The following is a 25,963-nucleotide window of genomic DNA, read 5'->3' on the forward strand; positions in this document are numbered from 1 at the left end:
AACCCGAGGAAAGGGACAGGCAGCACCAAAAGAGCGGTTTCCCGGAAGTGCACCCATATGATCACCACTCATGGGCAACACCCGGGGCGCCGCCGCCTTCGCCGTCTGGTATCTGCGGGCCGTCGCGTTCGTCAACTTCCTCAGTGCGGTGTGGGTCTCCCTGGGGCAGGACGTCCGACGGCACAACCAGGAGAACCTGTTCACGCCGTACCTGCTGACGGCCGGCTTCGCGTCCGGGGTCTTCACCGCGTTCCTGGCCGTCACCATGCGGCGGCGCAAACGGGCCGCGTGGATCCTGAACCTCGGCCTCAGCGGGGCGTTCCTCGCGCTGTTCGCGCCGGCCATGGCGTTCCCGGAGATCCGGCGGTACCCGCAGAACTGGGTCTCGCTCGCGCTCACCGCCGCCTTCGTGGCCGCGCTGCTCGCCGGGCGGCGGGAGTTCTACGCGAAGGGCGACCGGTCCAACCCGAGGCTCGCCGCGGCCGTCGGCGCCGGCGGGCTGCTGGGCGCCTCGCTGCTGGCCGCCCTGCTGGTGACGGTGACCGACCAGGCGTCCGCCGCGTCCACCTTCCTCGAACGCTGGCGCTACGGCACCCTGCGGCTGGTCTCGGTCGCCGCCGACGACGACCGCGTCCCCGGGATCGCCCCGCCCACCTGGGTGGACGTCGCCGTCAACGTGCTGAGCACGGTGCTCGTCCTCGCCGTCCTGTACGCCGCGTTCCGCTCCCGGCGGGCCGTCGACCCGCTCACCGAGGACGACGAGAAACGGCTGCGGGAACTCCTCGACCGGCACGGTGAGCGGGACTCGCTCGGCTACTTCGCACTCCGCCGCGAGAAGAGCGTGTGCTTCTCGCCGACCGGCAAGGCGGCCGTCGCCTACCGCGTCGTCGGCGGGGTGTCGCTGGCGTCCGGGGATCCGCTCGGCGACCCGGAGGCGTGGCCGGGGGCGATCGAGCCGTGGCTCGCCGAGGCGCGGGCGCACGGCTGGATCCCGGCGGTGATGGGCGCGAGCGAGGAGGCCGGCACCGTGTACGCACGGCACGGCCTGGACGCCCTGGAGCTGGGCGACGAGGCGCTCGTGGAGGTCGCCGAGTTCACCCTCGAGGGGCGTGCCATGCGGACCGTCCGGCAGGCCTGCAACCGGGTCCGGCGGGCCGGGTACACGGTGCGGGTACGACGGCACGAGGACATCCCGGCCGACGAGATGACGTACCTCCTGCGCCGCGCCGACGACTGGCGCGACGGGGCCACCGAGCGCGGGTTCAGCATGGCGCTGGGGCGGCTCGGGGACCCGGAGGACGGGCGCTGCGTGCTGCTGGAGTGCCACGACGCGCACGGCGAACTGCGCGCACTGCTCTCCTTCGTGCCGTGGGGCCCGCACGGCCTGTCCCTGGACCTGATGCGCCGGGACCGCGACGGCGACAACGGCCTGATGGAGTTCATGGTCATCGAACTGCTGCTGCGCGCCCGGGACCTGGGTGTCACCGCGGTTTCGCTCAACTTCGCCGTGTTCCGCTCGGTCTTCGAGAGGGGCGCGCGCCTCGGCGCCGGGCCGGTGCTGAGGCTGTGGCGGTCGCTGCTCGGCTTCTTCTCGCGCTGGTGGCAGATCGAGTCGCTGTACCGCGCCAACGCCAAGTACCGGCCCATCTGGGAGCCCCGCTTCCTGCTCTTCGAGAAGAGCGCCGACCTGCCCCGCATCGCCGTCGCGTCGGCACGGGCGGAGGGGTTCCTGGAGGCGCCGGGACTGCCGAAGTGGCTGCACCGCAAGCACCTGGAGACCCACCGGTGATCCGGATCACGGCGAGCCGGGTCGCGAGGAACCGGGTCGCCCGCTGGGCCCGCGCCGAATGGGGGCCGCTGTACGAGGCCGTACGGGATCCCCTGGTGGCGCGGCGGTGGCGGGCGGCGCCCATGACGCTGGGGGCGGTGTGCCTGACGTCGGTGACGCAGATCGTGCAGAACCAGTCGTGGGGCTTCCAGCCGGTCCAGAACCTCGGGGCGGTGCGGGCCGAGGACCCGTTGTGGCTCGCCCTGCTGCGCACCCCGTTCTCGCTCTTCGTGCCCGCGCTGGACCTGCCGGTCTGGGGCGCCCTCGCGCAGATCCTGCTGGTGTTCGGCATCGCGGAACTCTGCCTGGGCTGGTGGCGCACCCTCGTGATCGCCTACGCCGCCACCCTCGCGGGCACCCTGTACGCCCGTGCGGGCATCGCCCTCGGCCCCGACAGCCCCCTCGGCCTGCCCGCCGCGGACGCCCACATCGTCGACACCGGCCCGTCGGCGGCCGTCGTCGGCCTCGCGGTGTTCCTGGGCTGGCGCTATCGCGCGTACGTGACGGCGGCATCGGTGATCGTCGCCATAGTCGTAGAGGTCCTGCTGAAGAACAACCTCGCGGGCAAGGAGCACGTGGCGGCGATCGTGGCGGTGGTCCTGCTGTGCGGGGCGGGCAAGTACGTAAGGGGCTTCAGGGCAGCGCCCCTTAAGGGGCGCGGGACTGCATCTGTCAGCGGCTCCGCCGCGGGGCGCGACCAGCCACGCACGACCCGCACCCGCCACACCACCAGAACCCCGCCCCAGTAGGCGCCCTCACTCCCGCTCGGCCGACTGAGCGAGCTCCGCGTCCGTCTTCCCGCCCAGCCAGTCCCCCACCACCCGCCGGGGCCGCGCCCACCGCCGGTCGTGGTGAAAGGCACGCAGCATCGCCCGCGCACGGGCACGTGGACGCCGCCGGTAGAACCGCCGTGCCCACGGCGACCCGGGCCGGGCCACCCGAACCAGCCCCACCAGCCCCACGAACGGCACGAACACGCTGAAGACCGCCATCTTGGCCTTGCCCTTCGCCAGTACGGCCAGCGAGAACAGGAAGTTGACCACGACGGTGGAGATGACGCCTCCCCGGTCCTGGAGCTCCTCGTCGCTCATGTCGTCGACGCCGAACGGCGAGAAGCCGACCAGCAGCAGTCCGACCAGGGCGGCGGTCAGCACCACGGCCTCCACGCTCTTGCGGCCCGCCTCCGTCCAGTACACGTCGTCGAGGTGCAGGATCAGCGCGAACTCGTCGAGGACGAGGCCCGTGCCGATGCCGAAGACGACCGCGAAGGCGCCCGAGCCGAAGCCGTGCCGGCCGCTGGCCACCGCGCCGAAGCCGCCCGTGACCGTCAGGACGACGCCCGGCACCACGTGGTGGATGTGCACCCCGCCGGAGCTGACGTTGCCGAAGGGCCCCTTGCCCGCCCGGATGAGACGCGTGATGACCCGGGTGATCAGGAAGGTGAGCACGAACGCGGTCAGGGCGAGCAGCAGCGGGAGCTTGCCCGGTTCGACGATGTTGCGCTGCAGCCAGTGGCCCATGCGGTCAGTCTCGCGGGGCGAGGGGTGGGCTGCCTCGCGGGTGCGGCGTCCGGGCTACTCTGCCGCGGTGCCCATGACCTCGCCCTTCGACGGCCTCCGCTTCGCCTTCGGCACCCTCACCGTGTTCCCGGTCGAGGTGACCCGCTGGGACCGGCGGGCCGCGCGCGGCGGCATGCTGGCCGCCCCCGTGGTCGGGCTGGTCGTCGGCGGCTGCGCGGCCGGGCTCGGGCTGCTGCTGCTCCGCCTGGGCGCGAGCCCGTTGCTGGCCGCCGTCGCCTCCGCCGCCGTACCCGCCGTCCTCACCCGCGGTCTGCACCTCGACGGGCTGGCCGACACCGCGGACGGCCTCGGCAGCGGCAAGCCCGCCGAGGACGCGCTGCGGATCATGAAGCAGTCGGACATCGGCCCGTTCGGCGTTCTCACGCTCGTCCTCGTGCTGCTGGCCCAGGTGGCCGCGCTGACGCAGCTCTACGACGCCTCGTGGGCGCTGGGCGCGCTGGCCGCCGTCGTCTCGGCGACCGCGGCCCGGCTCGCGCTGACCCTGGCGGCCCGCGACGGGGTGCCGCCCGCGCGGCCGGAGGGGCTGGGGGCGGCGGTCGCCGGCGTGGTCCCGGTGCGGGGTGCGGTCCTGGCCGCCGTCGCCGTCACGCTGGCGGCGGCGGCCGGCGGAGCGTGGTGCGGGCCGTACGACGCCGTCCGGCCGGTGCTCGCCGTGCTCGCCGCCCTCGTCGCCGCCGAACTGCTCCTGCGGCACTGCACGCGCCGCTTCGGCGGGGTCACCGGGGACGTGTTCGGCGGCCTCGCAGAGACGGCGGCGACCACCGCGCTCGTGGTGTTCTGCCTGGGGGGTCAGGGCTGACGCGGTGCTAACAGGCCTCGCGCCACACCCCCAGTTCGTACTTCTTCAGCAGTGAACTCAGCTTCAGGCGGCGGGAGTCGGCGCAGAAGTCGCTCGTGGGGAGTTCGTACTCGACGTGGAAGGCGGCCTTGCCCGCCTCGATGAACGGGGTCAACTCCGCGCACTCGTGGTACTGGGCGCACTGTTCGTTGACGGCGAAGTCGAAGTCGTCGACGAGTTGGGGGATCTGCCCGAGGTCGTTCTTCAGGCCGACGGACATGCCGCGGTCGTGGGCGAGGTCGGCGATGAGGCGGTTGTAGCGGAGCTGGTCGGCGGCCTTGAGCGGGAAGCCGGTGGTGTTCTTGTAGCCGTCCATGTTGTCCGGCTCGACCGCGTCGAAGCCCTTGTCGCGGCACATGTCGAGGCGGGCCGCCATCAGGGGTTCCAGGACGTCGGTCTTGCGTATGTCGAGCCAGCGTTCGCCCTTCCAGCCGTTGCCCTTGCCGAGCACCGACTTGGGGAACTTCTCCGCGTCGGGGCGCCAGTCCTCCCACGCGCCGGTGGAGAGGTAGCAGATGACCTTGCGGCCGTCGTCGTGCAGCTCACCGACCGTGTCCTCGGTCTGGTCGAAGCCGTCGATGTCGTAGACCGGCACGTCGACGGTGGTGTCGAGCCGGCCGCTGAGCTGCCACTGCCAGTCGATGCCGGGGGCCGGCTGCCAGAACTTCCCTTCCGACGGCGGGTCGTCCGGCCGGCCGGCCGGTTCGGCGTCCGGCGCGGAGGCGCAGCCCACGAGGAGCAGGACGAGGAGGGACAGCAGAAGGGTCGGACGTCTCACGGGGCGGGCTCCAGGGGGTGCGGCAACTTACCCCAGCATGATCGCCGTCCGCGCGCACCGGAACCCAATGGGTGTGAGCCGACTCATGGAGTGCGAGGATCGAGAAGTGGCTAAGACGCCACCGACAGGTGAACACGCGCGTGCATGGGCCAACGCACACGCACGCGTACGCTCATTGACGGGATTCGCCACGCCGGTCCGCCGCGCCGGTGAGGCAGACCCCCCGGGTAGCACCGCGCCCGCCGACCGGCTCCAGGGCCGATCGTCGGGCCTGGTCGACCCACATCCTCCGGCCACCGCAACTCCACATCGGAAGCGAGATTTCACCACCGTGACTGCTCTCACTCTCAGCACCGCCGCGGCGCCCGGCCTCCGGGCCGACGCGATCGTGATCGGTGTCGCCAAGGGCGCGAAAGGCCCGATCGTTGCCCCAGGCGCCGAAGCCCTCGACTCGGCCTACGACGGCCGGCTCGCCGGCGTTCTGGAAACCCTCGGTGCCTCCGGGGCCGAGGGCGAGGTGACGAAGCTGCCCGCCCCGGCCGGCTTCAAGGCACCGCTCGTGCTCGCGGTGGGGCTCGGAGCCGAGCCCGAGAAGGACGCCGGTTTCGACGCCGAGGCGCTGCGCCGGGCGGCCGGCGTGGCCGCCCGCACCCTCACCGGCACCAAGAAGGCCGCGTTCGCGCTGCCGGTGACCGACGCCGCCGACATCGGCGCGATCGCCGAGGGCGTGGTGCTCGGCGCGTACTCCTTCGACGCCTACAAGCACAACGGCGGTGACGCCAAGGCCAAGAGCGCCAAGGCGCCGCTCGCCGAGGCCGCCCTGCTCGGCGGGAAGCCGCGCGACGCCGCCCACAAGGCCGCGCTGCTGCGTGCCGCCGCCGTCGGCGAGGAGCTCAACCGCGCCCGCGACCTGATCAACATGCCGCCGAACGACCTCGACCCCGAGGCGTTCGCCGCCCTGGCGCAGACCGCGGCCAAGGAGCACGGCATCAAGGTGCAGGTGCTCGACGAGAAGGCCCTCGCCAAGGGCGGCTACGGCGGCATCGTCGGCGTCGGCGTCGGCTCGGCCGCGGCCCCGCGCCTGGTGAAGCTGTCGTACACGTCCGCCAAGGCGAAGAAGCACCTCGCGCTCGTCGGCAAGGGCATCACCTACGACTCGGGCGGCATCTCGCTCAAGCCCGCCGGGCACAACGAGACGATGAAGTGCGACATGAGCGGCGCGGCGGCGGTCTTCGCCGCCGTCGTCGCCACCGCGCGCCTCGGCCTCGAGGTCAACGTCACCGGCTGGCTGGCGCTCGCCGAGAACATGCCGTCCGGCTCCGCCACCCGCCCGGGTGACGTGCTGCGCATGTACAGCGGCAAGACCGTCGAGGTGCTCAACACCGACGCCGAGGGCCGGCTGGTCCTGGCGGACGCGCTGTGGGCGGCCTCCGAGGAGAAGCCGGACGCGATCGTCGACGTGGCGACGCTGACCGGCGCGATGATGCTGGCGCTGGGCAACCGGACCTTCGGGATCATGGCCAACGACGAGGCGTTCCGCTCCTCGCTGCACGAGGCCGCCGAGGAGGTCGGGGAGCCGGCGTGGCCGATGCCGCTGCCGGAGCACCTGCGCAAGGGCATGGACTCCGCCGTCGCCGACATCGCGAACATGGGTGAGCGGATGGGCGGCGGGCTGGTCGCCGGGCTCTTCCTGCGGGAGTTCGTGGGCGAGGGGATCACCTGGGCGCACCTGGACATCGCCGGGCCGGCGTTCAACGAGGGCGGGCCGTTCGGCTACACGCCGAAGGGCGGTACGGGGTCCGCGGTGCGGACGCTGGTTCGCCTTGCCGAACTGACCGCGGCGGGCGATCTCGGTTAGTGCCCTTGGTGCGGGGACTGTGCGCCTGATCACTCGGGTCCGTCCGTTTTGTGGCGGGTGCGGGCCGGGTGTGGTCGGTCGCGCGGTTCCCCGCGCCCCTGGGTCGGGACAGTGGGCGGTCTCACATAGGTGCCCCGTGTCTCGTTGCCCCTCGACAAGTGCGAGGATGGGGCCTGGCAGGACAGGGCCCCCACCACAGGGCCGAGACAGAGCGGCCGGACACCAGCCGCCGACCGGTCACTGGAGACCGGCGTGGCGCACATGCATGGAGGACGTGACGTGGCGAACGACGCCAGCACCGTTTTCGACCTAGTGATCCTCGGCGGTGGCAGTGGCGGTTACGCCGCGGCCCTGCGCGGGGCGCAGCTGGGTCTGGACGTCGCCCTGATCGAGAAGGACAAGGTCGGCGGTACCTGCCTGCACCGGGGTTGCATCCCCACCAAGGCCCTGCTGCACGCGGGCGAGATCGCCGACCAGGCCCGCGAGAGCGAGCAGTTCGGCGTCAAGGCCACCTTCGAGGGCATCGACGTCCCCGCCGTCCACAAGTACAAGGACGGCGTCGTCTCCGGCCTGTACAAGGGTCTGCAGGGGCTCATCGCCTCCCGCAAGGTGACGTACATCGAGGGCGAGGGCCGACTGTCCTCCCCCACCTCCGTCGACGTGAACGGCCAGCGCGTGCAGGGCCGCCATGTCCTGCTGGCGACCGGCTCCGTGCCGAAGTCGCTGCCGGGCCTGGAGATCGACGGCAACCGGATCATCTCCTCCGACCACGCCCTCGTCCTGGACCGCGTGCCGAAGTCCGCGATCATCCTGGGCGGCGGCGTCATCGGCGTCGAGTTCGCCTCGGCGTGGAAGTCCTTCGGCTCGGACGTCACGATCATCGAGGGCCTCAAGCACCTGGCGCCGCTCGAGGACGAGAACTCCTCCAAGCTTCTTGAGCGCGCGTTCCGCAAGCGCGGCATCAAGTTCAACCTGGGCACCTTCTTCTCGAAGGCCGAGTACACCGCCGACGGCGTCAAGGTCACCCTGGCCGACGGCAAGGAGTTCGAGGCCGAGCTCCTGCTGGTCGCGGTGGGCCGCGGGCCCGTCTCCGCCGGTCTGGGCTACGAGGAGCAGGGCGTCGCGACGGACCGCGGCTACGTCCTGGTCGACGAGTACATGCGCACCAACGTCCCGACCCTCTCCGCCGTCGGCGACCTGGTCCCGACGCTCCAGCTCGCGCACGTCGGCTTCGCCGAGGGCATGCTGGTCGCGGAGCGGCTGGCCGGTCAGAAGGTCGTTCCGATCGACTACGACGGTGTCCCCCGGGTGACGTACTGCCACCCCGAGGTCGCCTCCGTGGGCATCACCGAGGCCAAGGCCAAGGAGATCTACGGCGCGGACAAGGTCGTCGCTCTGAAGTACAACCTGGCGGGCAACGGCAAGAGCAAGATCCTGGGCACCTCGGGCGAGATCAAGCTCGTCCAGGTGAAGGACGGTGCCGTGGTCGGCGTCCACATGGTCGGCGACCGCATGGGCGAGCAGGTCGGCGAAGCCCAGCTGATCTACAACTGGGAGGCGCTGCCGGCCGAGGTCGCGCAGCTCATCCACGCCCACCCGACGCAGAACGAGGCGCTCGGCGAGGCCCACCTGGCCCTGGCGGGCAAGCCGCTGCACTCGCACGACTGACCCTCGGTCGAAGAAGCGACTCCGCGATGAACACAGACTTCCGCAATTCGTAAGGAGCAACCGAAACCATGGCGGTTTCCGTAACCCTTCCGGCGCTCGGCGAGAGCGTCACCGAGGGCACTGTCACCCGCTGGCTGAAGGCCGAGGGTGAGCGCGTCGAGGCCGACGAGCCGCTGCTCGAGGTGTCGACCGACAAGGTCGACACCGAGATCCCCTCGCCCGTGTCCGGCATCCTCGCGTCCATCAAGGTCGCCGAGGACGAGACGGTCGAGGTCGGCGCCGAGCTGGCCCTCATCGACGACGGCACGGGCGCCCCGGCCCCCGCTGCCGCCCCGGCCGCCGAGCCCGTCGCGGCCCCGGCTCCGGTGGCCGAGGCCCCCGCTGCCCCCGCCCCGGCCCCCGAGGCCCCGGCCGCGCCGGCCGCCGCCCCCGCCGGTGGCGCGTCCGGTACGGACGTGGTGCTGCCCGCGCTCGGTGAGTCCGTCACCGAGGGCACCGTCACCCGCTGGCTGAAGTCGGTCGGCGACAGCGTCGAGGCCGACGAGCCGCTGCTCGAGGTCTCCACGGACAAGGTCGACACCGAGATCCCGGCGCCCACCTCCGGTGTGCTGCTCGAGATCACGGTCGCCGAGGACGAGACCGCCGAGGTCGGCGCCAAGCTCGCCGTCATCGGCGCCCCGGGCGCCGCCCCGGCAGCTGCCCCGGCACCCGCTGCCCCGGCACCGGCGCCCGTAGCCGCTGCCCCGGCACCGGTCGCTCCGGCTGCCCCGGCACCGGCTCCGGCTGCTCCGGCTCCCGCGCCGGTCGCCGCCGCCCCGGCACCGGTCGCCCCGGCCCCCGCGCCGGTCGCTCCCGCTCCGGTCGCCCCGGCCGCCCCCGCCCCCGCGGCTCCCGCCGCCGGTGACGACGGCGCCTACGTGACCCCGCTGGTGCGCAAGCTCGCCGCCGAGAGCGGCGTCGACCTGGCCGCCGTCAAGGGCACCGGCGTCGGCGGCCGGATCCGCAAGCAGGACGTCATCGCCGCCGCCGAGGCCGCGAAGGCCGCCGCCGCTGCCCCGGCTCCGGTCGCCGCCGCCCCGGCCGCCAAGAAGGCGGCCCCGGCGCTGGAGGTGTCGCCGCTGCGTGGCCAGACCGTCAAGATGCCGCGCATCCGCAAGGTCATCGGCGACAACATGGTCAAGGCGCTGCACGAGCAGGCGCAGCTGTCGTCGGTCGTCGAGGTCGACGTCACGCGTCTGATGCGGCTGCGTGCCAAGGCGAAGGACTCCTTCGCGGCGCGCGAGGGCGTCAAGCTCTCCCCGATGCCGTTCTTCGTGAAGGCGGCGGCCCAGGCGCTGAAGGCCCACCCGGTCATCAACGCCAAGATCAACGAGGCCGACGGCACGATCACCTACTTCGGCACCGAGAACATCAACATCGCGGTGGACTCGGAGAAGGGCCTGATGACCCCGGTCATCAAGGGCGCCGGCGACCTCAACATCGCCGGTATCTCCAAGGCCACGGCCGAGCTGGCCGGCAAGGTCCGCGGCAACAAGATCACCCCGGACGAGCTGTCCGGCGGCACCTTCACCATCTCCAACACCGGTTCGCGCGGTGCGCTCTTCGACACGATCATCGTGCCGCCGGGCCAGGTCGCGATCCTCGGCATCGGTGCCACGGTCAAGCGTCCGGCCGTCATCGAGACGGAGGAGGGCACGGTCATCGGCGTCCGCGACATGACGTACCTGACCCTGTCCTACGACCACCGCCTGGTCGACGGCGCCGACGCGGCCCGTTACCTCACCGCGGTCAAGTCGATCCTGGAAGCGGGCGAGTTCGAGGTCGAACTCGGCCTGTAACCCCCAGGACCAGCACAGCGAGCGCCCCCGTCCAGAGCTTTCCGGACGGGGGCGCTCGTCTTTCGCCTCGCCGATCGGCGTCCTCACGGCAACCTGCTCCTCGGCGTCCAAGTCCCGCGCCCAGCCACACGCGGCCCCGGGCCGCCCCGCGGTGGCGGGGACCGGGCTCCGGGGCGGCCGGGGTGGCCGAACCCCCGGAAAACGCCGTGTAAGTCTCGTCTCACCTGCGTAAAAGCCACCCCACGGGCCCGCCCGGAAAGCGCTCACGGCCGTATTGTCTAGACGTCAAACGCCCCCGGGGCCGATGGGCGGCCCCTGCTCGAAGGAGCCCTCATGACCGCGCCCGTCGTCCACTCGCTGCGCGAACAGATCCGCGAGCACATCGTGGAGGGGATCGTCAGCGGGCGCTGGAAGCCGGGTGAGCGGATCGTGGAGCGGCGGATCGCGACCGAGCTGGAGGTCAGCCAGACGCCGGTGCGGGAGGCGCTGCGCGAGCTGGAGTCGCTGCGGCTGATCGAGTCCGCGCCGAACAAGGGCGTGCGGGTGCGCAACCTCACGGCGGCGGACCTGGAGGAGAGCTACCCCGTACGGGCCGGCCTGGAGGCGATCGCGGCGGAGCTGGCCGCCCAGCGGCTCGCCGAGGACTGCTCGGCCCTCGAACCCCATGTCGCCGCCCTGTACGAGGCCGACCGTGACGCCGACGGAACCGGCCAGGTGCGGCACACCGTCGGCTTCCACCGGGAGCTGGTGCGGGCGGCCGGCAACTCGGTGCTGCTGCACACCTGGGAGGGCCTCGGCATCGAGGTGTTCACGGCGCTGTCCATCCGCTGGCTGGGAACCGTGCAGCAGTCGTACGCGGAGGAGCACGAGGAGCTGGTCGCCGCGTTCAAGCGGCGCGACCCCCGGATCGCCGAGCTGGTGAAGGCGCATGTGCTGGGGTGCGCGCCGAGGGCGTGACCCCCTCGGACACCCCCGCGGACCCCCTCGAACAGCAGCCGGACAGCAGCCGGACACCAGTCGAGCACCCCCTCGCTCACCTGCGGAAACGGCTGGAATTCGCCCCAAATAAAGCGGCACCCGGTGCCCGTGCGAAAGGCACCCCGTGCCGACTTTCTCGTAATCGAGAGGTTTTGCCCTGGAACCCTTTGATCGATCATCGATCAGGGGGTTACAGTCGCCGACGGACTCCCACCAGAGTCCACGCCCTGTCCTGCCAAAGACCAAGGGCACCCCCGGAACACCCACCTCACAGGGAACCCCCTTCGACTGAGGAAGGCGGCGACATGACCGACCCCCAGGCCATCCAGCCGAGCGCGCTCGACCAGCTCCCCGACCGGGACCCGGAGGAGACCGCCGAATGGCAGGCCTCCCTGGACGCGGTCGCCAAGGCGGCCGGGCCGCACCGTGCCGCGTACCTGATGCGCCGCACGCTGGAGCGTGCCGAGGGCAACGGCATCGCGCTGCCGAAGCTGCTCGAGACGGACTACGTCAACACCATCCCCACCGCCGCCGAGCCCTCCGCTCCCGGCGACGAGGAGATGGAGCGGAAGATCACCGCGTGGAACCGCTGGAACGCGGCCGCGATGGTCAGCCGGGGCAGCAAACACGGCGTCGGCGGCCACATCGCCACCTTCGCCTCCGCCGCCTGGCTCTACGAGACCGGCTTCAACCACTTCTTCAAGGGCAAGGAGCGGGACGGGTCCGGCGACCAGCTCTACATCCAGGGCCACGCCTCCCCCGGCATCTATGCCCGCGCCTTCCTCGACGGCCGGCTGACCGAGCAGCACCTCGACAACTTCCGCCAGGAGGCGGGCGGCAACGGCCTCCCGTCGTACCCGCACCCGCGGCGGCTGCCCTGGCTGTGGGAGTTCCCGACCGTCTCCATGGGCCTCGGTCCGCTCTCCGCCATCTACCAGGCGCGCTTCAACCGGTACCTCACCAACCGGGGTATCAAGGACGTCTCGGCGTCCCACGTCTGGGCGTTCCTCGGTGACGGCGAGATGGACGAGCCCGAGTCGACGGCGGCACTCGCCCTCGCCTCCCGCGAGGGCCTGGACAACCTGACCTTCGTCATCAACTGCAACCTGCAGCGCCTCGACGGCCCGGTCCGCGCGAACTTCAAGATCGTGCAGGAGCTGGAGGCCCAGTTCCGCGGCGCCGGCTGGAACGTCGTGAAGTCGCTGTGGGGCTCGGCGTGGGACGAGCTGTTCCAGCTCGACACGACCGGCGCGCTCGTCCGGCGGCTGCGCGAGGTACCGGACGCCCAGGTGCAGACGTACCAGACGCGCGACGCCGCCTACATCCGCCACGACTTCTTCGGCAAGGACCCGGCGCTCGTCGAGATGGCGAAGCTGCTGTCCGACGACAGGATCCTGGAGTGTTTCCACCTCTCCCGCGGTGGTCACGAGGCGCGCAAGGTGTACGCCGCGTACAAGGCGGCCGTCGAGTTCAAGGGCGCGCCGACCGTCATCCTGGCCCAGACCGTCAAGGGCCACACCCTCGGCGAGGGCTTCGCGTCGAAGAACGCCAACCACCAGATGAAGAAGCTCTCGGTGGACGAGTTCAAGACCATGCGCGACCTGCTGGAACTGCCGATCAAGGACAGCGACTTCGTCGACGGTGTCGTGCCCTACGGCCACCCCGGCGCCGACGCTCCCGAGGTGCGCTACCTCCAGGAGCGCCGCGCGGCGCTCGGCGGCCCGGCCCCGGCCCGCCGTACGCACGCGCTCGCCCCGCTGCCGGCCCCCGCCGAGAAGACGTTCGCCTCCTTCGACAAGGGGTCCGGCTCCCAGAACCTGGCCACCACCATGGCCTTCGTCCGCCTGATCAAGGACCTGGTCCGCGACAAGGAGACGGGCAGGCGCTGGGTGCCGATCGTCCCGGACGAGGCGCGCACGTTCGGCATGGAGTCGCTCTTCCCGTCCCTCGGGATCTACTCCCCCAAGGGCCAGACGTACGAGCCGGTCGACCGTGACCAGCTCATGTACTACAAGGAGGCCAAGAACGGCCAGATCCTCAACGAGGGGATCACCGAGGCCGGTTCGATGGCCGACTTCATCGCCGCGTCCACCGCGTACTCCACGCACGGCGAGACGATGATCCCGTTCTACATCTTCTACTCGATGTTCGGCTGGCAGCGCACGGCCGACCAGATGTGGCAGCTCGGCGACCAGCTCGGCCGCGGCTTCCTCGTCGGCGCCACGGCCGGCCGTACGACCCTGACGGGCGAGGGCCTCCAGCACGCCGACGGCCACTCCCCGGTCATCGCCGCGACCAACCCGGCCGCCCTCAGCTACGACCCGGCGTTCGCGTACGAGGTCGCCACGATCGTCAAGGACGGTCTGCGCCGGATGTACGGCGCGGCGGACCCAGGCGTGGACCAGAACGTCTTCTACTACCTGACCGTCTACAACGAGCCGATGCCGCAGCCCGCCAAGCCGTCCGCCTCCGGCGTCGACGAGGGCATCGTCAAGGGCCTGTACCGCTTCAACACGGCGGAGTCGGCGGGGGTGGACGTGGCGGCGGCCAACGCCCCGCGCATCCAGCTCCTGGGTTCGGGCACCGCGATCCACTGGGCGCTCGCGGCGCAGAAGCTGCTCGCCGAGGAGTGGGGTGTGGCCGCCGACGTGTGGTCCGCGACCTCCTGGACCGAGCTGCGCCGTGACGCGCTGGAGGCCGACGCGGCCCTGCTGCGCGGCGAGGAGCGCGTGCCGTACGTCCGGCAGGCGCTGCAGGGCGCCGAGGGCCCGGTCCTCGCGGTCTCCGACTACATGCGCCAGGTCCCGGACCAGATCGCGCAGTGGGTCGAGCAGGACTACTCCTCGCTGGGCGCGGACGGCTTCGGTCTGTCCGACACCCGCGCCGCGGCCCGCCGTCACTTCGGCGTCGACGCGCAGTCGATCGTCGTCGCGGCCCTGGCCCAGCTCGCCCGCCGCGGCGAGGTCAAGGCCACGTCCGTGAAGGAGGCGCGCGAGCGCTACGGCCTGTAGGCGACAGCTCTACGGGAAGGGGGGTGCGGCGGGTGCCGCGCCCCCTTTCTCGTTCCCCCTCGTCCCCGCTGGAGGTGGCGCACGGTCAGCTCACGGCGCTGGGGGCCGAGGCCGAGGTGGTCGTCCCCGAGTCCCTGCGGAAACGGTTCACCGAGGACGCGGCGCGGCTGACGGAGTTGTACGGGCGCGGCTGACCGAGTCGTACCGGCGTGGGTGACCGAGTCGTACCGGCGCGCTGACCGAGTCGTACCGGCGTGGGTGACAATCCCCGGCACTCCGGGTGCGTCGGGCACCTTGAGGCACGATGCTGGACGCGTGATGGACGAGACGGAGTTCTGGGAGCTGGTGGACGCCTCCCGCGAGGCCGCCGAGGGTGATCCCGAGGAGCAGGCCGACCTGCTCGTGGAGCGGCTGGTCCGGTTGGACCCGGATTCCGTGCTCGACTTCGCCCGGCACTTCGAGTCCCGCTACAACCGCGCCTACCGCTGGGATCTGTGGGGCGCCGCCTGGCTGCTGCTGGACGGGGCGAGCGACGACGCCTTCGACTTCTTCCGGTGCTGGCTGATCGGGCAGGGCCGCGAGGTCTTCGAGGGCGCGCTGCACAACGACCCGGACTCGCTCGCCGACCTGCTGGACGACTTCGACGAGGAGATCGACGGCGACGGCGAGGAGCTCGGCTACGCGGCCGACGAGGCCTACGAGCAGCTCACCGGGACCGTCGCCCCGGACCTGGGCATCCCGCCCGTGCCCTCCGAACCCGAGGGCACGCCCGTGGACTTCGAGAACGAGGGTGCGCTGGCCGAGCGGTATCCCCGGCTGTGGCAGCGTTTCAAGGAGTGAGGCTGGCCGGGGCGGCGGGCGTGCCGGGCGTCATACGGCGAGCTTGCGGCGGGTGCTGTCCGCCGGGATGTAGGCCTGCGTCCGGTCGATCCGCACCGCGTGGTGCATGGGCGCCCTGTTGGCCTGTTCCAGGGCGGACGCGGTGGCCGCGGCCGGGCCCAGGACGACCGCGGCGACGGCGCAGAGCACGGTCCAGGGGCTGCGCGCGGCCCTCGACCAGCCCGCGCCCCGCTGCGCGCCCTCGGCGCTGCTCCGCGTGGCCTCCGTGGACCGAGTACGGCTGCTGTTCATGGGATCCCCACCTCCGGTCGGCTTGTGTTGTGCATGACCGTAGGACGTGGGAATGGGAGGACCCTGAACGCCGCCTAAGGGGTTCCTGTGAGCGTGGGCGCGGCCGTTCTGCCCTGGAGGCGGGCGGCCGTGGCGCGGATCTCCGGGAGGCGGGCGGTGAGGGCGGCGCCGGGGCAGGTGGTCATGTAGCCGTCCCGGTGGCCGGCCAGGGCGGGGAGGGTGGCGGTGGTGCCGGCGGCGTAGCGGCTGAGGCTGTTGCTGGAGGTGAGGCGGACGGTCGAGCGCGGGTCGGTGCCGGTCAGGCCGAGTTTCCAGGCGGTCAGGGCGGCGATCGCGTCGACCATCGCCTGCGGCACCGGCACGCCGGCGGTGAACGTGCCGAGTGCGGCGATACCGGCCGTGCGGTGGTTGAAGCCCTGGGTGTGGGCGCCGGTGACGGCGCGGTCGACGCCGCCGGCCCGGCCCTCGTAGACGGTGCCGCAGCGGTCGACGAGGAAGTTGTAGCCGATGTCGTCCCAGCCGCGGGCGGCGGTCTGGCCCGTGTACAGGGAGCGGATGATGCGGGGCGCGTCGGCGCAGTCGTAGCCGTTGGGCGAGTCGGTGTGGTGGACGAAGACGGCGACGACCTTGTCGTCGTAGCGCGGGGGCGGCTGCGCGTGCCGGGCGAGGTCGTCCAGCCAGGCGGCGCGCGGTACGACCGGCGGGCGGGCTGCCCGGTGCCCGGCGGCGGGGCGGGCGGCGGCCGGGCGGCCGGCGCGGGCGGCCAGGGCGTCCGTCGCCGCGTGGTCGACACCGCCCGCGCACAGCCCCAGGGCCGCGACGGCGGCGAGCCCGGGCACGCAGCCCAGGAGCACGAGGAGCGGGCCCGGTATCCGCGCCGGGCGCGGCCCGCGCGGTCCCCGCGGACCGCGGGGGGTCGGCCTGAGAGCTCGGCGGGCGCACATGAACCCACTGTCGTCCGGTTCCGGTCCGCCCGCGATGTGTGGTGTGCCACCTGGTGGAACCATCCTCCCGGTGCCCGCCGTTTCACGAGGTACCCGCACACGTGGCCGGTTGTGGACGTCGTGTGCGCGTGATCGACGGGTAACTGATCACTGGGCCCTTCCCGCACGTACTAGGGGATCTGAGAGAAAGGGGGCCGTGTGGACCTGCTCGACATCCTGCTGGCGCTGGTGATCCTCGCCTACGCCGGCTCCGGCTACCGGCGTGGGCTGGTGGCCGGCTGTGTCTCGCTGGCCGGGTTCGTGGGCGGCGCGGTGATCGGCGTGTGGGTCCTGCCGTGGGTGATGGACCTGGTGACTCCGGGGACCACCGGGGCGACCGTGGCCGCCGTGTTCACGGTGCTCGTCCCGGCGGTGGTCGGGCACGAGCTGGCGGGGCGGCTGGCGCTGCGGCTGCGCCGGGAGCTGGACCGGGGGCCGCTGCGGGTGGCGGACGGGGTCGGCGGCGCGGTGGCGAACGCGGTGGCGGTGCTGATCGTGGCGTGGGTGGCGGCGAGCGTGCTGGGCGCGTCCTCGTCGCCGGTGGTCACGTCGTCGATACGGGACTCACGGCTGCTGGGTGCCGTGCAGGACGCCATGCCGGACACCACGCCCACCTGGTTCTCGCGGGCCACGTCGGCGCTGACCCAGGCGGGCTTCCCGCAGGTCTTCAACCCGTTCGAGAACGAGTCGACGGCCGAGGTCGCCAAGCCCTCCGGCGACAGTGTCACGGCGCTCGCGACCAGCGCGGCCAAGCTGAGCACGGTGAAGATCGAGGGCGCCGCGGGCAACCAGGGCCGCGAGGGCAGCGGCTTCGTGTACGCGAGCGAGCATGTGATGACCAACGCGCACGTGGTGGCGGGCATCGACGAACCGACCGTACGGATCGGCGGCGTGGGGCGGTCGTACGACGCGCGCGTGGTGTTCTTCGACCCGGACAAGGACGTGGCCGTGCTGTACGTGCCGGATCTGCGGGCCCCGGTGCTGCGCTTCGACGACGACGCCTCGCGCGGGGACTCGGCGGTCGTGGCCGGCTATCCGCAGGACGGCGATCTGAACCTCCAGGCGGCGACGGTCGCGAACCGGGTGAAGGCGACCGGCCGGAACATCTACAACGACGAGATCGTCACCCGCGAGATCTACTCGATCCGCTCCACCGTCCGCCCCGGCAACTCCGGCGGCCCGCTGCTGACCACCGACGGCCGGGTCTACGGCGTCGTCTTCGCCCGCTCCACCTCCGACGACGAGACGGGGTACGTGCTGACGGTCGCCGAGGTCGCCGGCGACGCCGAGCGGGCGTCGACGGCGACGCGGCCGGTGGACACGGGTGCCCTGATCACGTCATAGCCGTCATGGACCTCATGGACCTCATAGGGAGCGCCCCATGAGCACGTCGTCCACGTACGCGCCGTCCAGCAGGAACTCCTCGGGCAGCACGCCCTCCACCGCGAACCCCTCGGCCGCGTAGAGCGCCCGCGCCGCGGTGTTGTGGCCGAGGACGCGCAGGGTGATGCGGCGGGCGCCCTGCCGCCGGGCCTCCTCGACGGCCGCGCGGACCAGCGCCCGCCCGACGCCCCGGCCGCGCGCCTCGTCGAGGACGGCGAGGCCCTGGATCTGCCGGACGTGCCGGTTGCAGGCGAGCTTGGTGGGACGGGTGAGGGTGACGTAGCCGACCACGCGGTCGTCGAGTTCGGCGACCAGGTTGTCCTCGGGCGCGTGCCGCTCGTCGAAGAAGGGGCCGTACGGCGGCTGCGGCTCGGGCATCACGGCGTGCAGCGGGGACCACGTGAGACGGTCGACGAGACTCAGCGCCTCGCCGTCGGCGGGCACCGCGGCGCGTATACGAAGTGCGGAGGGTTCGGGCATGGCCGTCACCCTAGAGCGGAGGGCGGCGGCCCGACCGGGCTTTTCTCCGGCCACCGGGCAGGATGGACGGCATGGAACGTACGCGAATCGCGGTGGCCGGTGCGTCCGGCCTGATCGGCAGCGCCCTGGTGCGGTCTCTGACCGCCGACGGACACGAGGTCGCGCGCCTGGTGCGCCATGCGCCCCGGGGCGCGGACGAGGTGCGCTGGGACCCCGAGCGGGCGCAGCTGGACACGGCGGGGCTCGCCGGGTGCGACGCCGTGGTCAACCTGGCGGGGGCGGGGGTCGGCGACCGGCGCTGGAGCGAGGCGTACAAGAAACGGATCCACGACAGCCGGGTGCACGGCACGTCGGCGCTGGCGAAGGCGGTCGCCTCGCTCGACGACCGGCCGCGGGTGTTCGTGAACGGCAGCGCGATGGGTCTGTACGGCGAGACGGGCGACCGGATCGTGGACGAGAGCGCGCCGGCCGGCCGCGGCTTCCTGCCGGAGCTGTGCGTGGAGTGGGAGGCCGCCGCGGCTCCGGCCCAGGAGGCGGGCGTCCGTACGGTCTTCACCCGGACCGGTCTTGTCGTGGCGCGCGGCGGTGGGGCCTGGGGCAGGCTGTTCCCCCTGTTCAGGGCCGGGCTCGGGGGGCGGATGGGCGACGGCCGGCAGTACTGGTCGTACGTCGCGCTGCACGACGAGGTGGCGGCGATCCGGCATCTCCTGGACCGGGACGACCTGTCGGGGCCGTTCAACCTGACCGCGCCCGAGCCGCTGACCAACCGTGAGATCACCGCGGCGATGGGGCGGGTGCTGCACCGGCCGACGCTCTTCACGGTGCCCGCGCCGGTGTTGCGGACGGTGCTGGGCGAGATGGCCGGGGACGTGCTGGGCAGCGCGCGGGTGGTGCCGAAGCGGCTGCTGGAGTCCGGGTTCACCTTCGCGTTCCCCGGGATCGAGGATGCCATCCGGGCAGCCTGATCCCCTTCGTGACCGTATGCCACCGCCGTGCGACCGTGCTCTGTCGATGCGCGACTGTTCCTGACCGATCACGGCCCTAACCTCGATCCGAACTCGGGCATCCCGAACGGCCGTCGGGGGCATGACGTCTCCACCGGCCGCGCAACCTCGAGGAGGGGCACGTGCTTGAGCCCGCGTACCAGGCAGACGTCGTCGTGGTGGGAGCCGGAATCGCCGGCCTCTCCGCGGCACAGCGACTGACCAGCGCAGGAGTAACGACCGCGGTCCTGGAGGCCGCCCCTTACGTGGGGGGCCGCATGTCGACGGAGAAGATCGACGGGTTCCGGCTCGACCGCATCGGGCAGTTGCTGTCCACCGCGTATCCCGAACTGGCCCTGACACCGGGGCTGGACGCGCTCGTCCTGCGTCCGTTCGCGCCGGGGGTGCTGCTGCACAGCGACGGGCGCCATCACCGCGCGGGCGCCCAGGCGGGCGCGGGGAGCGCGAGGGGCGCACTGCATGCCGTACGCGCCCTGGCGAGCGCTCCCTTGCCGGGCTCCCCGCCCGTGCGGGCGGGCGCGCCGCTGGGCAGCGCCGTGGACCAGGCGCGGCTGGGCGCCGCGCTCACCCGGATCGCGGCGACTCCGGCCGAACGGCTGCTGCGCCGCCCGGAGTTGCCGGCCGCGCAGGCCCTCGCGGCGCGCGGGGTGCCGGCCCGCACGGTCGACGGGTTCCTGCGCCCGCTGCTGGCGGCGCTGCTCTGCGACCCGGACCTCACCACCTCCAGCCGGTGCGCGGACCTCGCGCTGCGGGCCTTCGCGGCCGGGCGGCTGTCGCTGCCGGAGGGCGGGGCGGAGGTGCTGCCGGAGCTGCTCGCGCGGACGCTGCCGGCGGGCACCGTGCACACCGGGGTGCGGGTCACCTCGGTCTCCACGACCTTGGTGACCACCGCCGAGCACGGCGAGTTCCGCTGCCGGGCCGTCCTGGTGGCCACCGACGCGCGCACGGCGGCGGAGCTGCTGCCCGGCCTGCGGGTGCCCGGGTTCCACCCGGTGACGGTCGTCCACCACACGACGGACGAGCCGCCCCGGACGGGGGCCTCGCTGCTCCTCGACGCCGACCGGGGCGGGCCGGTGGCGCACACGGCGGTGATCAGCGCGGTGGATCCGAGCCGGGCGCCCGCGGGCCGGGCGCTGATCTCGTCCACGGTCCTCGGCACGCCGCCGCCGGGCGTCGACACCGCCGTACGCATGCACCTGTCCCGCCTCTACGGCGTCCCGACCGCGCGCTGGGAAACGCTGGCCGTGCACCACACCGCCGAGGCCGTCCCGGCGATGCGGGCGCCGCACGACCTGCGCCGTCCCGTACGCCTGCTGGCGGGCCTGTACGTGTGCGGCGACCACCGGGACACCAGCACCGTCCAGGGCGCCCTGCACTCCGCGCACCGGGCCGCGTCGGCGATCGTCTCCGACCTGCGCGCGGCAGGTTCCCTGCACGTGGCCGACCCGCTGCCGACGACCCAGGAGGAACAGGCAGCGGCCTGACCGACACCGCCCCTGGGGGCTGCCGCCCCCAGACCCCCCAATCCAGCCCGTCCGGGGGCACCCCCTCTGGGGGAGTTTGAGGACGAGGCCCCTTAAGGACCGAAGCGGGGGTCTGGGGGCGCAGCCCCCAGGGGGCGGGCGTCACCCCAGGGCCGCCACCTTGTCGCGGTACGTCCGTACCGGGGCCGCGTCCCGGTACGGCTCCAGGCGGCGTTCGAAGTCCCTCACGTACTCCAGGGCACGCACCGACCGCATCTCCGCCGCCTGGCCGGCGGCCTCCGCCGCGTGCTGGCAGGCCTGGTCGAGTTCGCCGAGGCCGAGCCGGGCGGAGGCGAGGACGACGCGGCAGAACAGCCGGCTGCGGGCATGGGCGGCGGGACGCAGTTGCAGCGAGCGCTCGGCGTGCTGGGCTGCGGCCCGGAACTGCTGGAGGTCACGGTGGCAGTGCCCGAACTCGTCGGCCAACTGCGCCTCGTCGAAGAACCGCGCCCAGTACGGCACCTCGTCCCCCGCTTTGGCCGCCTCCAGCGCCCGCTCGGCCCGCACGAGCGCGGCGGTCGAGGCCCGCACCTCGCCCAGCACCCCGTGCCCGCGCGCCTCCGCCGAGTGCAGCAGCGCCTGCACGACGGGCGGGGCGCCCGTGCCGACCCCCTGCTGGGCCACCCGCGCGAGCTGCACCGCCTCGCGCCCGTGCCCGAGATAGACGGCCTGGCGGCTCATGGTGACCAGGACGAAGGAGCCGTACGCCCGGTCCGCGGCCGCCTGGGAGAGGCGCAGGGCCTGGACGAAGTACCGCTGGGCCAGGCCGTGCGCGGCGATGTCGAAGGAGGTCCAGCCGGCGAGCCGGGTCAGGTCGGCGGCGGCGCCGAAGAGACGGCGGCCGGTCTGCTCACCGTAGGAGCCGCGCAGCATGGGCTCGCACTCGTGCTCCAGGTAGCGCACGAGGGCCTGCCGGGCGTGCCCGCCGCCGTACCTGTCGTCGAGGGTGCGGAAGAGCTCGCCGACCGAACGGAGCGCGGAGATGTCGCCGCCGGTGACCCGCTGGGCGGGCGGGCGCTCACCGCCCTGGCCGCGCTGCCGGGGGACGGCCGCAGGACCGGGCATGACCTGCACGGTCGCCGGCGCCGGCTGTGCGGACGGGGGCTGCTGCCGGGGTGTGGCGGACCCGGGCGGCCGGGTGGCCGGGCGGCCCTGGACGGGGACCCGGGCGGCGGCGGGCGGCTCGCTGCGGGCGACCTTCTCGTCGGCCCGCCCGATCAGCCAGTCGCGGCTCGGCACGACGAGTCCCGCGGGCGTGAAGGCGATCTTGCGGAGCTCGGCGTGGCTGCCGGAGTCCTTGCGCCAGAGCCCGCCGACGATGTCGATGGCCTCCTCGGGCGTGGAGGCGAACTCCAGGCCCGCGTAGACGGGGGCGCAGGCGTCCAGACCGAGGTCCTGGGCCGTGAGCCGACGGCCCAGGCGCCGGGTGAAGACCTCGGCGATGAGGGCGGGGGTGGTGCCCCGGGGCTGCTGCCCGCGCAGCCACCGGGTGACGGACGTCTTGTCGTATCTGAGGTCCAGCCCGTGTTCGAGGCCGAGCTGATCGACGCGACGGGCCAGTCCCGCGTTGGAGAAGCCCGCTTCTGCGATGAGCGCGGCTAGTTGGCGGTTGGGAGTGCGCTGCGCGGGTCGTTCCGTCATCTGCGGTGCGGTCTCCTGCCTCCCGGGCCTGTGACGTGCCCGGATGAATGCCCTGATTGCTGTGATCAGCCCTTTTGGCCTCGTGAACGGCGCGAATGTAGCGGAGAGTAAGCAGTCGATCGCACATCTCGGCGCTCATTCATCCGATCGTGTGAGGATTGGCCGTGGGGCTGACGCGGAACGCGCGGACGTACAGTGGCTGGGGCGCGGCACGCGCCTGACGACTTTCAGGGAGGCGCTTGCCGTGAGCGGGCTGCGGTTCGTCCGGATGGGGTTCGGCGGGGACGCCGTCGAGTACCAGGAGGCGTGGGACGAGCAACGCCGGGTGCACGCGGCCCGGTTCGCCGACGAGATCCCGGACACCGTGCTGCTCCTGGAGCACCCCCCGGTCTACACGGCCGGCCGGCGCACCGCCGACGTCGAGCGCCCCCTGGACGGCACCCCGGTCGTCGACGTGGACCGCGGCGGCAAGATCACCTGGCACGGGCCGGGGCAGCTGGTGGGCTACCCGATCCTGAAGCTGCCGCGTCCGGTGGACGTCGTCGCCCATGTGCGGCGGCTGGAGGACGCCCTGATCAGGGTGTGCGCGGAGTTCGGCGTCGAGACGTCCCGGGTGGAGGGGCGGAGCGGGGTGTGGGTGCTCGGCGATCCGGTGGAGCGGCGCCCGTCGCCCGGCGGCCTGTCGCTGGACCTCGATCCCCGGCTCACCGACGAGGAGTTCGACCCCCGGCTGAACGGTCCGGAGTACGCGCCGTCCAACGCCGGCCAGCGGCGCGAGGACCGGAAGATCGCGGCGATCGGCATCCGGGTCGCCAAGGGCGTCACGATGCACGGCTTCGCGCTCAACGTGAACCCGGACAACAAGTGGTTCGACCGGATCATCCCGTGCGGGATCCGCGACGCGGGCGTCGCCTCCCTGGCCGGCGAGCTGGGCCGGGACGTGACGATCGAGGAGGTGCTGCCGGTGGCGCAGCGGCACCTGACGGACGTCCTGGAGAACGCCGAGCCGAGGCCGCGGGAGATCGAGAAGGAACCCGCAGTACCCGTAGTGCCCGCAGCACCCGCAGCCTGAGGCACCGGCGGGCTTTCAAATCCACGGGCGTACCCTTGGGCACGCCGAAGAATCAATCGTTAGGGAGCCGGTCGTGTCCGCAGTCGCACCCGACGGACGCAAGATGCTGCGCCTGGAGGTCCGTAACGCCCAGACCCCCATCGAGCGTAAGCCCGAGTGGATCAAGACGCGGGCGAAAATGGGCCCCGAGTACACGAAGATGCAGAACCTCGTGAAGAGCGAGGGGCTGCACACCGTCTGCCAGGAAGCCGGCTGCCCCAACATCTACGAGTGCTGGGAGGACCGCGAGGCGACCTTCCTCATCGGCGGCGACCAGTGCACCCGGCGCTGCGACTTCTGCCAGATCGACACCGGCAAGCCCGAGGCGCTGGACCGCGACGAGCCCCGCCGGGTGGGCGAGTCCGTCGTCACGATGGACCTGAACTACGCCACCATCACCGGCGTCGCGCGCGACGACCTGGCGGACGGCGGGGCGTGGCTGTACGCCGAGACGGTCCGGCAGATCCACGAGCAGACCGCCGGCCGCGAGTCCGGCCCTACGAAGGTGGAGCTGCTCGCCCCCGACTTCAACGCCGTCCCGGAGCAGCTCGCCGAGGTCTTCTCCTCGCGGCCCGAGGTCTTCGCGCACAACGTCGAGACGGTGCCGCGGATCTTCAAGCGGATCCGCCCCGGCTTCCGTTACGAGCGTTCACTGAACGTCATCACGGCCGCCCGCGACTTCGGACTGGTCACCAAGTCGAACCTGATCCTCGGCATGGGCGAGACCCGCGAGGAGGTCAGCGAGGCGCTTCGGCAACTGCACGAGGCGGGCTGCGAGCTGGTCACCATCACGCAGTACCTGCGGCCCTCCGTGCGCCACCACCCCGTCGAGCGCTGGGTCAAGCCGCACGAGTTCGTGGAGCTGAAGGAGGAGGCCGACCAGATCGGCTTCTCCGGCGTGATGTCGGGTCCGCTGGTACGGTCCTCCTACCGCGCCGGACGCCTGTACCAGATGGCCGTCGAGAAGCGCGGCGCGTTCATCGCCGGCCAGGCCGTCTGACGCTACGTCACCTCCCTTGCGCCGTACGGTCGCAAGCCGAGTGTGTGAACTCGCGCACAAGCCGCTACCCGCCGGTAGTGGCCGATACGACGCGGTCCTGACCGTCCTCGCAGATGAGGACGGCCGTCAGGGCCGCGTCAGCGTTTCGGCCCTGCGCATCAAGGCTTCATTCGCGTTTGACCGGTCGGTCACGCCCTGGTAACACCAATCAGTGACGCTGGTATCACATCACGTACACCAGGCAGTCCACGCAGCCCCGTACCCGAAGCCGTCCGAGGGGGACCTCCGCCATGCAGGCCGCGCCCGTTCACGCCACCGCGATCCCGACCTTCACCAACGCACTGCGCGCCGTCGAGTCGCTGCTCATGAGCAGCGGTCAGCGCACCGCCCGTCGCAACGCCTGGACCTCCGTGCTGGAGGACCGCCGTCGCGCCAAGGACCGGGTCGAGACGCAGCGCGTCCTCGAAGCGGTCACCTCCCCCCGCCCGTGAGCTCCCTCACCCACCCCTGAGGTTCCCCGCCCGCCCCTGAGGTTCGTCTCCCTCCTGCGGTTTCCGGTCCCCTCCTGCCGTCGTAGGCACCTGCGGGGCCACGTAGACTTCGGGGCATGGCGAGAAGTGACAGCGCGGCGGACGCCGCCAACCCCGGGCGACTGAAGCAGATCGCCCTGACGTACAAGATGACCCGCAAGGCCGACAAGACGATCGGCCTGGTACTCGCGGGCATCTTCCTCCTCATCTTCGGCGTCTTTCTCGCGATCGGTTTCCTGATCGGCCACCCGGTCTACCTGGGCATCCTGGGCTTCCTGCTCGCCTTCCTCGGGACGGCGATCGTGTTCGGGCGCAGGGCCGAGCGGGCCGCCTTCGGTCAGATGGAGGGCCAGCCCGGCGCGGCCGCGGCCGTCCTCGACAACATCGGCCGGGGCTGGACGACGACCCCCGCGGTGGCGATGAACCGCAGCCAGGACGTGGTGCACCGGGCCGTCGGCAAGGCCGGCATCGTCCTGGTCGCCGAGGGCAACCCGAACCGGGTGAAGAGCCTGCTGGCCGCCGAGAAGAAGAAGATGAACCGCATCGTCGCGGACGTCCCGGTGCACGACGTGATCGTCGGTACGGGCGAGGGCCAGATCGCGCTGAAGAAGCTGCGCACCACCCTGCTCAAGTACCCGCGCGTCCTGGCGGGCCCGCAGGTGACGGCCACCAACGACCGGCTGCGCGCCATGGGCGACCTGATGACCAACATGCCGCTGCCCAAGGGCCCGATGCCGAAGGGCATGCGCCTGCCGAAGGGCGGCGGCGGCAAGGCCCGCTGAATCGCCTTTCCCACGTCA

23 protein-coding genes are annotated in these 25,963 nt (G+C 72.4%); 17 read left to right on the forward strand and 6 right to left on the reverse strand.

Annotation, left to right across the window (positions count from 1 at the left end; translation table 11 throughout):
* The first annotated feature begins 70 nt into the window (after window positions 1-70).
* Both OG352_RS11540 and OG352_RS11545 read left to right on the forward strand, forming a co-directional pair.
* Window positions 71-1,789 (forward strand): phosphatidylglycerol lysyltransferase domain-containing protein, encoded by a 1,719-nt coding sequence (locus OG352_RS11540; RefSeq protein WP_329216513.1) that lies wholly within the window; start codon window positions 71-73, stop codon window positions 1,787-1,789.
* Window positions 1,786-2,577 carry a hypothetical protein gene (locus OG352_RS11545; protein ID WP_329216514.1) on the forward strand — a complete coding sequence of 264 codons (792 nt, stop codon included), beginning with the start codon at window positions 1,786-1,788 and terminating at the stop codon, window positions 2,575-2,577. Before OG352_RS11540 ends, OG352_RS11545 begins: the two co-directional genes overlap by 4 nt.
* A 6-nt stretch (window positions 2,578-2,583) precedes the next feature.
* Here OG352_RS11545 and OG352_RS11550 read toward each other — a convergent pair whose 3' ends face one another.
* Window positions 2,584-3,348 carry a hypothetical protein gene (locus OG352_RS11550; RefSeq protein WP_329216515.1) on the reverse strand — a complete coding sequence of 255 codons (765 nt, stop codon included), beginning with the start codon at window positions 3,346-3,348 and terminating at the stop codon, window positions 2,584-2,586.
* 73 nt (window positions 3,349-3,421) lie between these two features.
* Here OG352_RS11550 and OG352_RS11555 point away from each other — a divergent pair, with 73 nt between their 5' ends.
* On the forward strand, window positions 3,422-4,207 hold the full coding sequence (locus OG352_RS11555; protein ID WP_329223791.1) for an adenosylcobinamide-GDP ribazoletransferase: 786 nt from the start codon (window positions 3,422-3,424) through the stop codon (window positions 4,205-4,207).
* A 7-nt stretch (window positions 4,208-4,214) separates the two neighbouring features.
* On the opposite strand, the gene OG352_RS11560 is transcribed toward OG352_RS11555, so the two are convergent.
* Window positions 4,215-5,024 (reverse strand): endo alpha-1,4 polygalactosaminidase, encoded by an 810-nt coding sequence (locus tag OG352_RS11560; protein WP_329216516.1) that lies wholly within the window; start codon window positions 5,022-5,024, stop codon window positions 4,215-4,217.
* A 331-nt stretch (window positions 5,025-5,355) separates the two neighbouring features.
* Between OG352_RS11560 and OG352_RS11565 the strand changes: the two genes are divergently transcribed.
* From OG352_RS11565 to OG352_RS11595, 7 genes are all read left to right on the forward strand, one after another.
* Window positions 5,356-6,882, forward strand: coding sequence for a leucyl aminopeptidase (locus tag OG352_RS11565; protein ID WP_329216517.1), 1,527 nt, complete (start codon window positions 5,356-5,358; stop codon window positions 6,880-6,882).
* Between the two features lie 279 nt (window positions 6,883-7,161).
* Window positions 7,162-8,550, forward strand: a complete 1,389-nt coding sequence (gene lpdA, locus OG352_RS11570) for a dihydrolipoyl dehydrogenase (RefSeq protein ID WP_329216519.1) — start codon at window positions 7,162-7,164, stop codon at window positions 8,548-8,550.
* A 68-nt stretch (window positions 8,551-8,618) separates the two neighbouring features.
* The gene (gene sucB / locus OG352_RS11575) at window positions 8,619-10,388 is read left to right on the forward strand and encodes a 2-oxoglutarate dehydrogenase, E2 component, dihydrolipoamide succinyltransferase (RefSeq protein WP_329216520.1); all 1,770 of its coding nucleotides are present in this window, start codon (window positions 8,619-8,621) and stop codon (window positions 10,386-10,388) included.
* A 333-nt stretch (window positions 10,389-10,721) separates the two neighbouring features.
* Complete coding sequence (locus OG352_RS11580) at window positions 10,722-11,345, forward strand: GntR family transcriptional regulator (RefSeq protein WP_266396122.1); 624 nt, start codon at window positions 10,722-10,724, stop codon at window positions 11,343-11,345.
* Window positions 11,346-11,671: 326 nt separating this feature from the next.
* Window positions 11,672-14,377, forward strand: coding sequence for a pyruvate dehydrogenase (acetyl-transferring), homodimeric type (gene aceE / locus OG352_RS11585; RefSeq protein ID WP_329216524.1), 2,706 nt, complete (start codon window positions 11,672-11,674; stop codon window positions 14,375-14,377).
* A gap of 32 nt (window positions 14,378-14,409) precedes the next feature.
* Window positions 14,410-14,571, forward strand: a complete 162-nt coding sequence (locus OG352_RS11590) for a hypothetical protein (protein WP_443072214.1) — start codon at window positions 14,410-14,412, stop codon at window positions 14,569-14,571.
* A 124-nt stretch (window positions 14,572-14,695) separates the two neighbouring features.
* Window positions 14,696-15,217, forward strand: a complete 522-nt coding sequence (locus OG352_RS11595; protein WP_329223792.1) for a DUF4240 domain-containing protein — start codon at window positions 14,696-14,698, stop codon at window positions 15,215-15,217.
* Between the two features lie 30 nt (window positions 15,218-15,247).
* On the opposite strand, the gene OG352_RS11600 is transcribed toward OG352_RS11595, so the two are convergent.
* A complete protein-coding gene (locus OG352_RS11600; RefSeq protein ID WP_329216525.1) occupies window positions 15,248-15,508 on the reverse strand; it encodes a hypothetical protein in 261 nt (86 codons plus the stop codon).
* Window positions 15,509-15,582: 74 nt separating this feature from the next.
* On the reverse strand, window positions 15,583-16,362 hold the full coding sequence (locus tag OG352_RS11605) for a peptidoglycan recognition protein family protein (RefSeq protein ID WP_443072477.1): 780 nt from the start codon (window positions 16,360-16,362) through the stop codon (window positions 15,583-15,585).
* Between the two features lie 288 nt (window positions 16,363-16,650).
* On the opposite strand from OG352_RS11605, the gene OG352_RS11610 reads away from it, so the two are divergent.
* Entirely contained in the window at window positions 16,651-17,835 is a 1,185-nt protein-coding gene (locus OG352_RS11610; protein WP_329216527.1) for a MarP family serine protease, read from the forward strand.
* A 21-nt stretch (window positions 17,836-17,856) separates the two neighbouring features.
* Here OG352_RS11610 and OG352_RS11615 read toward each other — a convergent pair whose 3' ends face one another.
* Window positions 17,857-18,354: a GNAT family N-acetyltransferase gene (locus OG352_RS11615; protein WP_329216528.1), complete on the reverse strand. Its 498-nt coding sequence runs from the start codon at window positions 18,352-18,354 to the stop codon at window positions 17,857-17,859.
* 71 nt (window positions 18,355-18,425) lie between these two features.
* Here OG352_RS11615 and OG352_RS11620 point away from each other — a divergent pair, with 71 nt between their 5' ends.
* Window positions 18,426-19,319 (forward strand): TIGR01777 family oxidoreductase, encoded by an 894-nt coding sequence (locus OG352_RS11620; protein ID WP_329216529.1) that lies wholly within the window; start codon window positions 18,426-18,428, stop codon window positions 19,317-19,319.
* 161 nt (window positions 19,320-19,480) lie between these two features.
* Window positions 19,481-20,842 carry an NAD(P)/FAD-dependent oxidoreductase gene (locus tag OG352_RS11625; protein ID WP_329216531.1) on the forward strand — a complete coding sequence of 454 codons (1,362 nt, stop codon included), beginning with the start codon at window positions 19,481-19,483 and terminating at the stop codon, window positions 20,840-20,842.
* Window positions 20,843-20,983: 141 nt separating this feature from the next.
* On the opposite strand, the gene OG352_RS11630 is transcribed toward OG352_RS11625, so the two are convergent.
* A complete protein-coding gene (locus OG352_RS11630) occupies window positions 20,984-22,522 on the reverse strand; it encodes a regulator (protein WP_329216533.1) in 1,539 nt (512 codons plus the stop codon).
* 244 nt (window positions 22,523-22,766) lie between these two features.
* Here OG352_RS11630 and lipB point away from each other — a divergent pair, with 244 nt between their 5' ends.
* The 4 genes from lipB to OG352_RS11650 all read left to right on the forward strand — a co-directional run bounded on the left by lipB (window position 22,767) and on the right by OG352_RS11650 (window position 25,945).
* On the forward strand, window positions 22,767-23,594 hold the full coding sequence (lipB, locus tag OG352_RS11635) for a lipoyl(octanoyl) transferase LipB (RefSeq protein WP_329216535.1): 828 nt from the start codon (window positions 22,767-22,769) through the stop codon (window positions 23,592-23,594).
* Window positions 23,595-23,667: 73 nt separating this feature from the next.
* Window positions 23,668-24,633 (forward strand): lipoyl synthase, encoded by a 966-nt coding sequence (gene lipA, locus OG352_RS11640; RefSeq protein ID WP_329216537.1) that lies wholly within the window; start codon window positions 23,668-23,670, stop codon window positions 24,631-24,633.
* Between the two features lie 290 nt (window positions 24,634-24,923).
* On the forward strand, window positions 24,924-25,124 hold the full coding sequence (locus tag OG352_RS11645) for an SCO2195 family GlnR-regulated protein (protein WP_329216538.1): 201 nt from the start codon (window positions 24,924-24,926) through the stop codon (window positions 25,122-25,124).
* Between the two features lie 116 nt (window positions 25,125-25,240).
* Window positions 25,241-25,945, forward strand: a complete 705-nt coding sequence (locus OG352_RS11650) for a DUF4191 domain-containing protein (protein ID WP_329216539.1) — start codon at window positions 25,241-25,243, stop codon at window positions 25,943-25,945.
* The last annotated feature ends 18 nt before the right edge of the window (window positions 25,946-25,963 follow it).

The sequence above is a fragment of the Streptomyces sp. NBC_01485 genome, assembly GCF_036227125.1.
Lineage (GTDB): Bacteria > Actinomycetota > Actinomycetes > Streptomycetales > Streptomycetaceae > Streptomyces.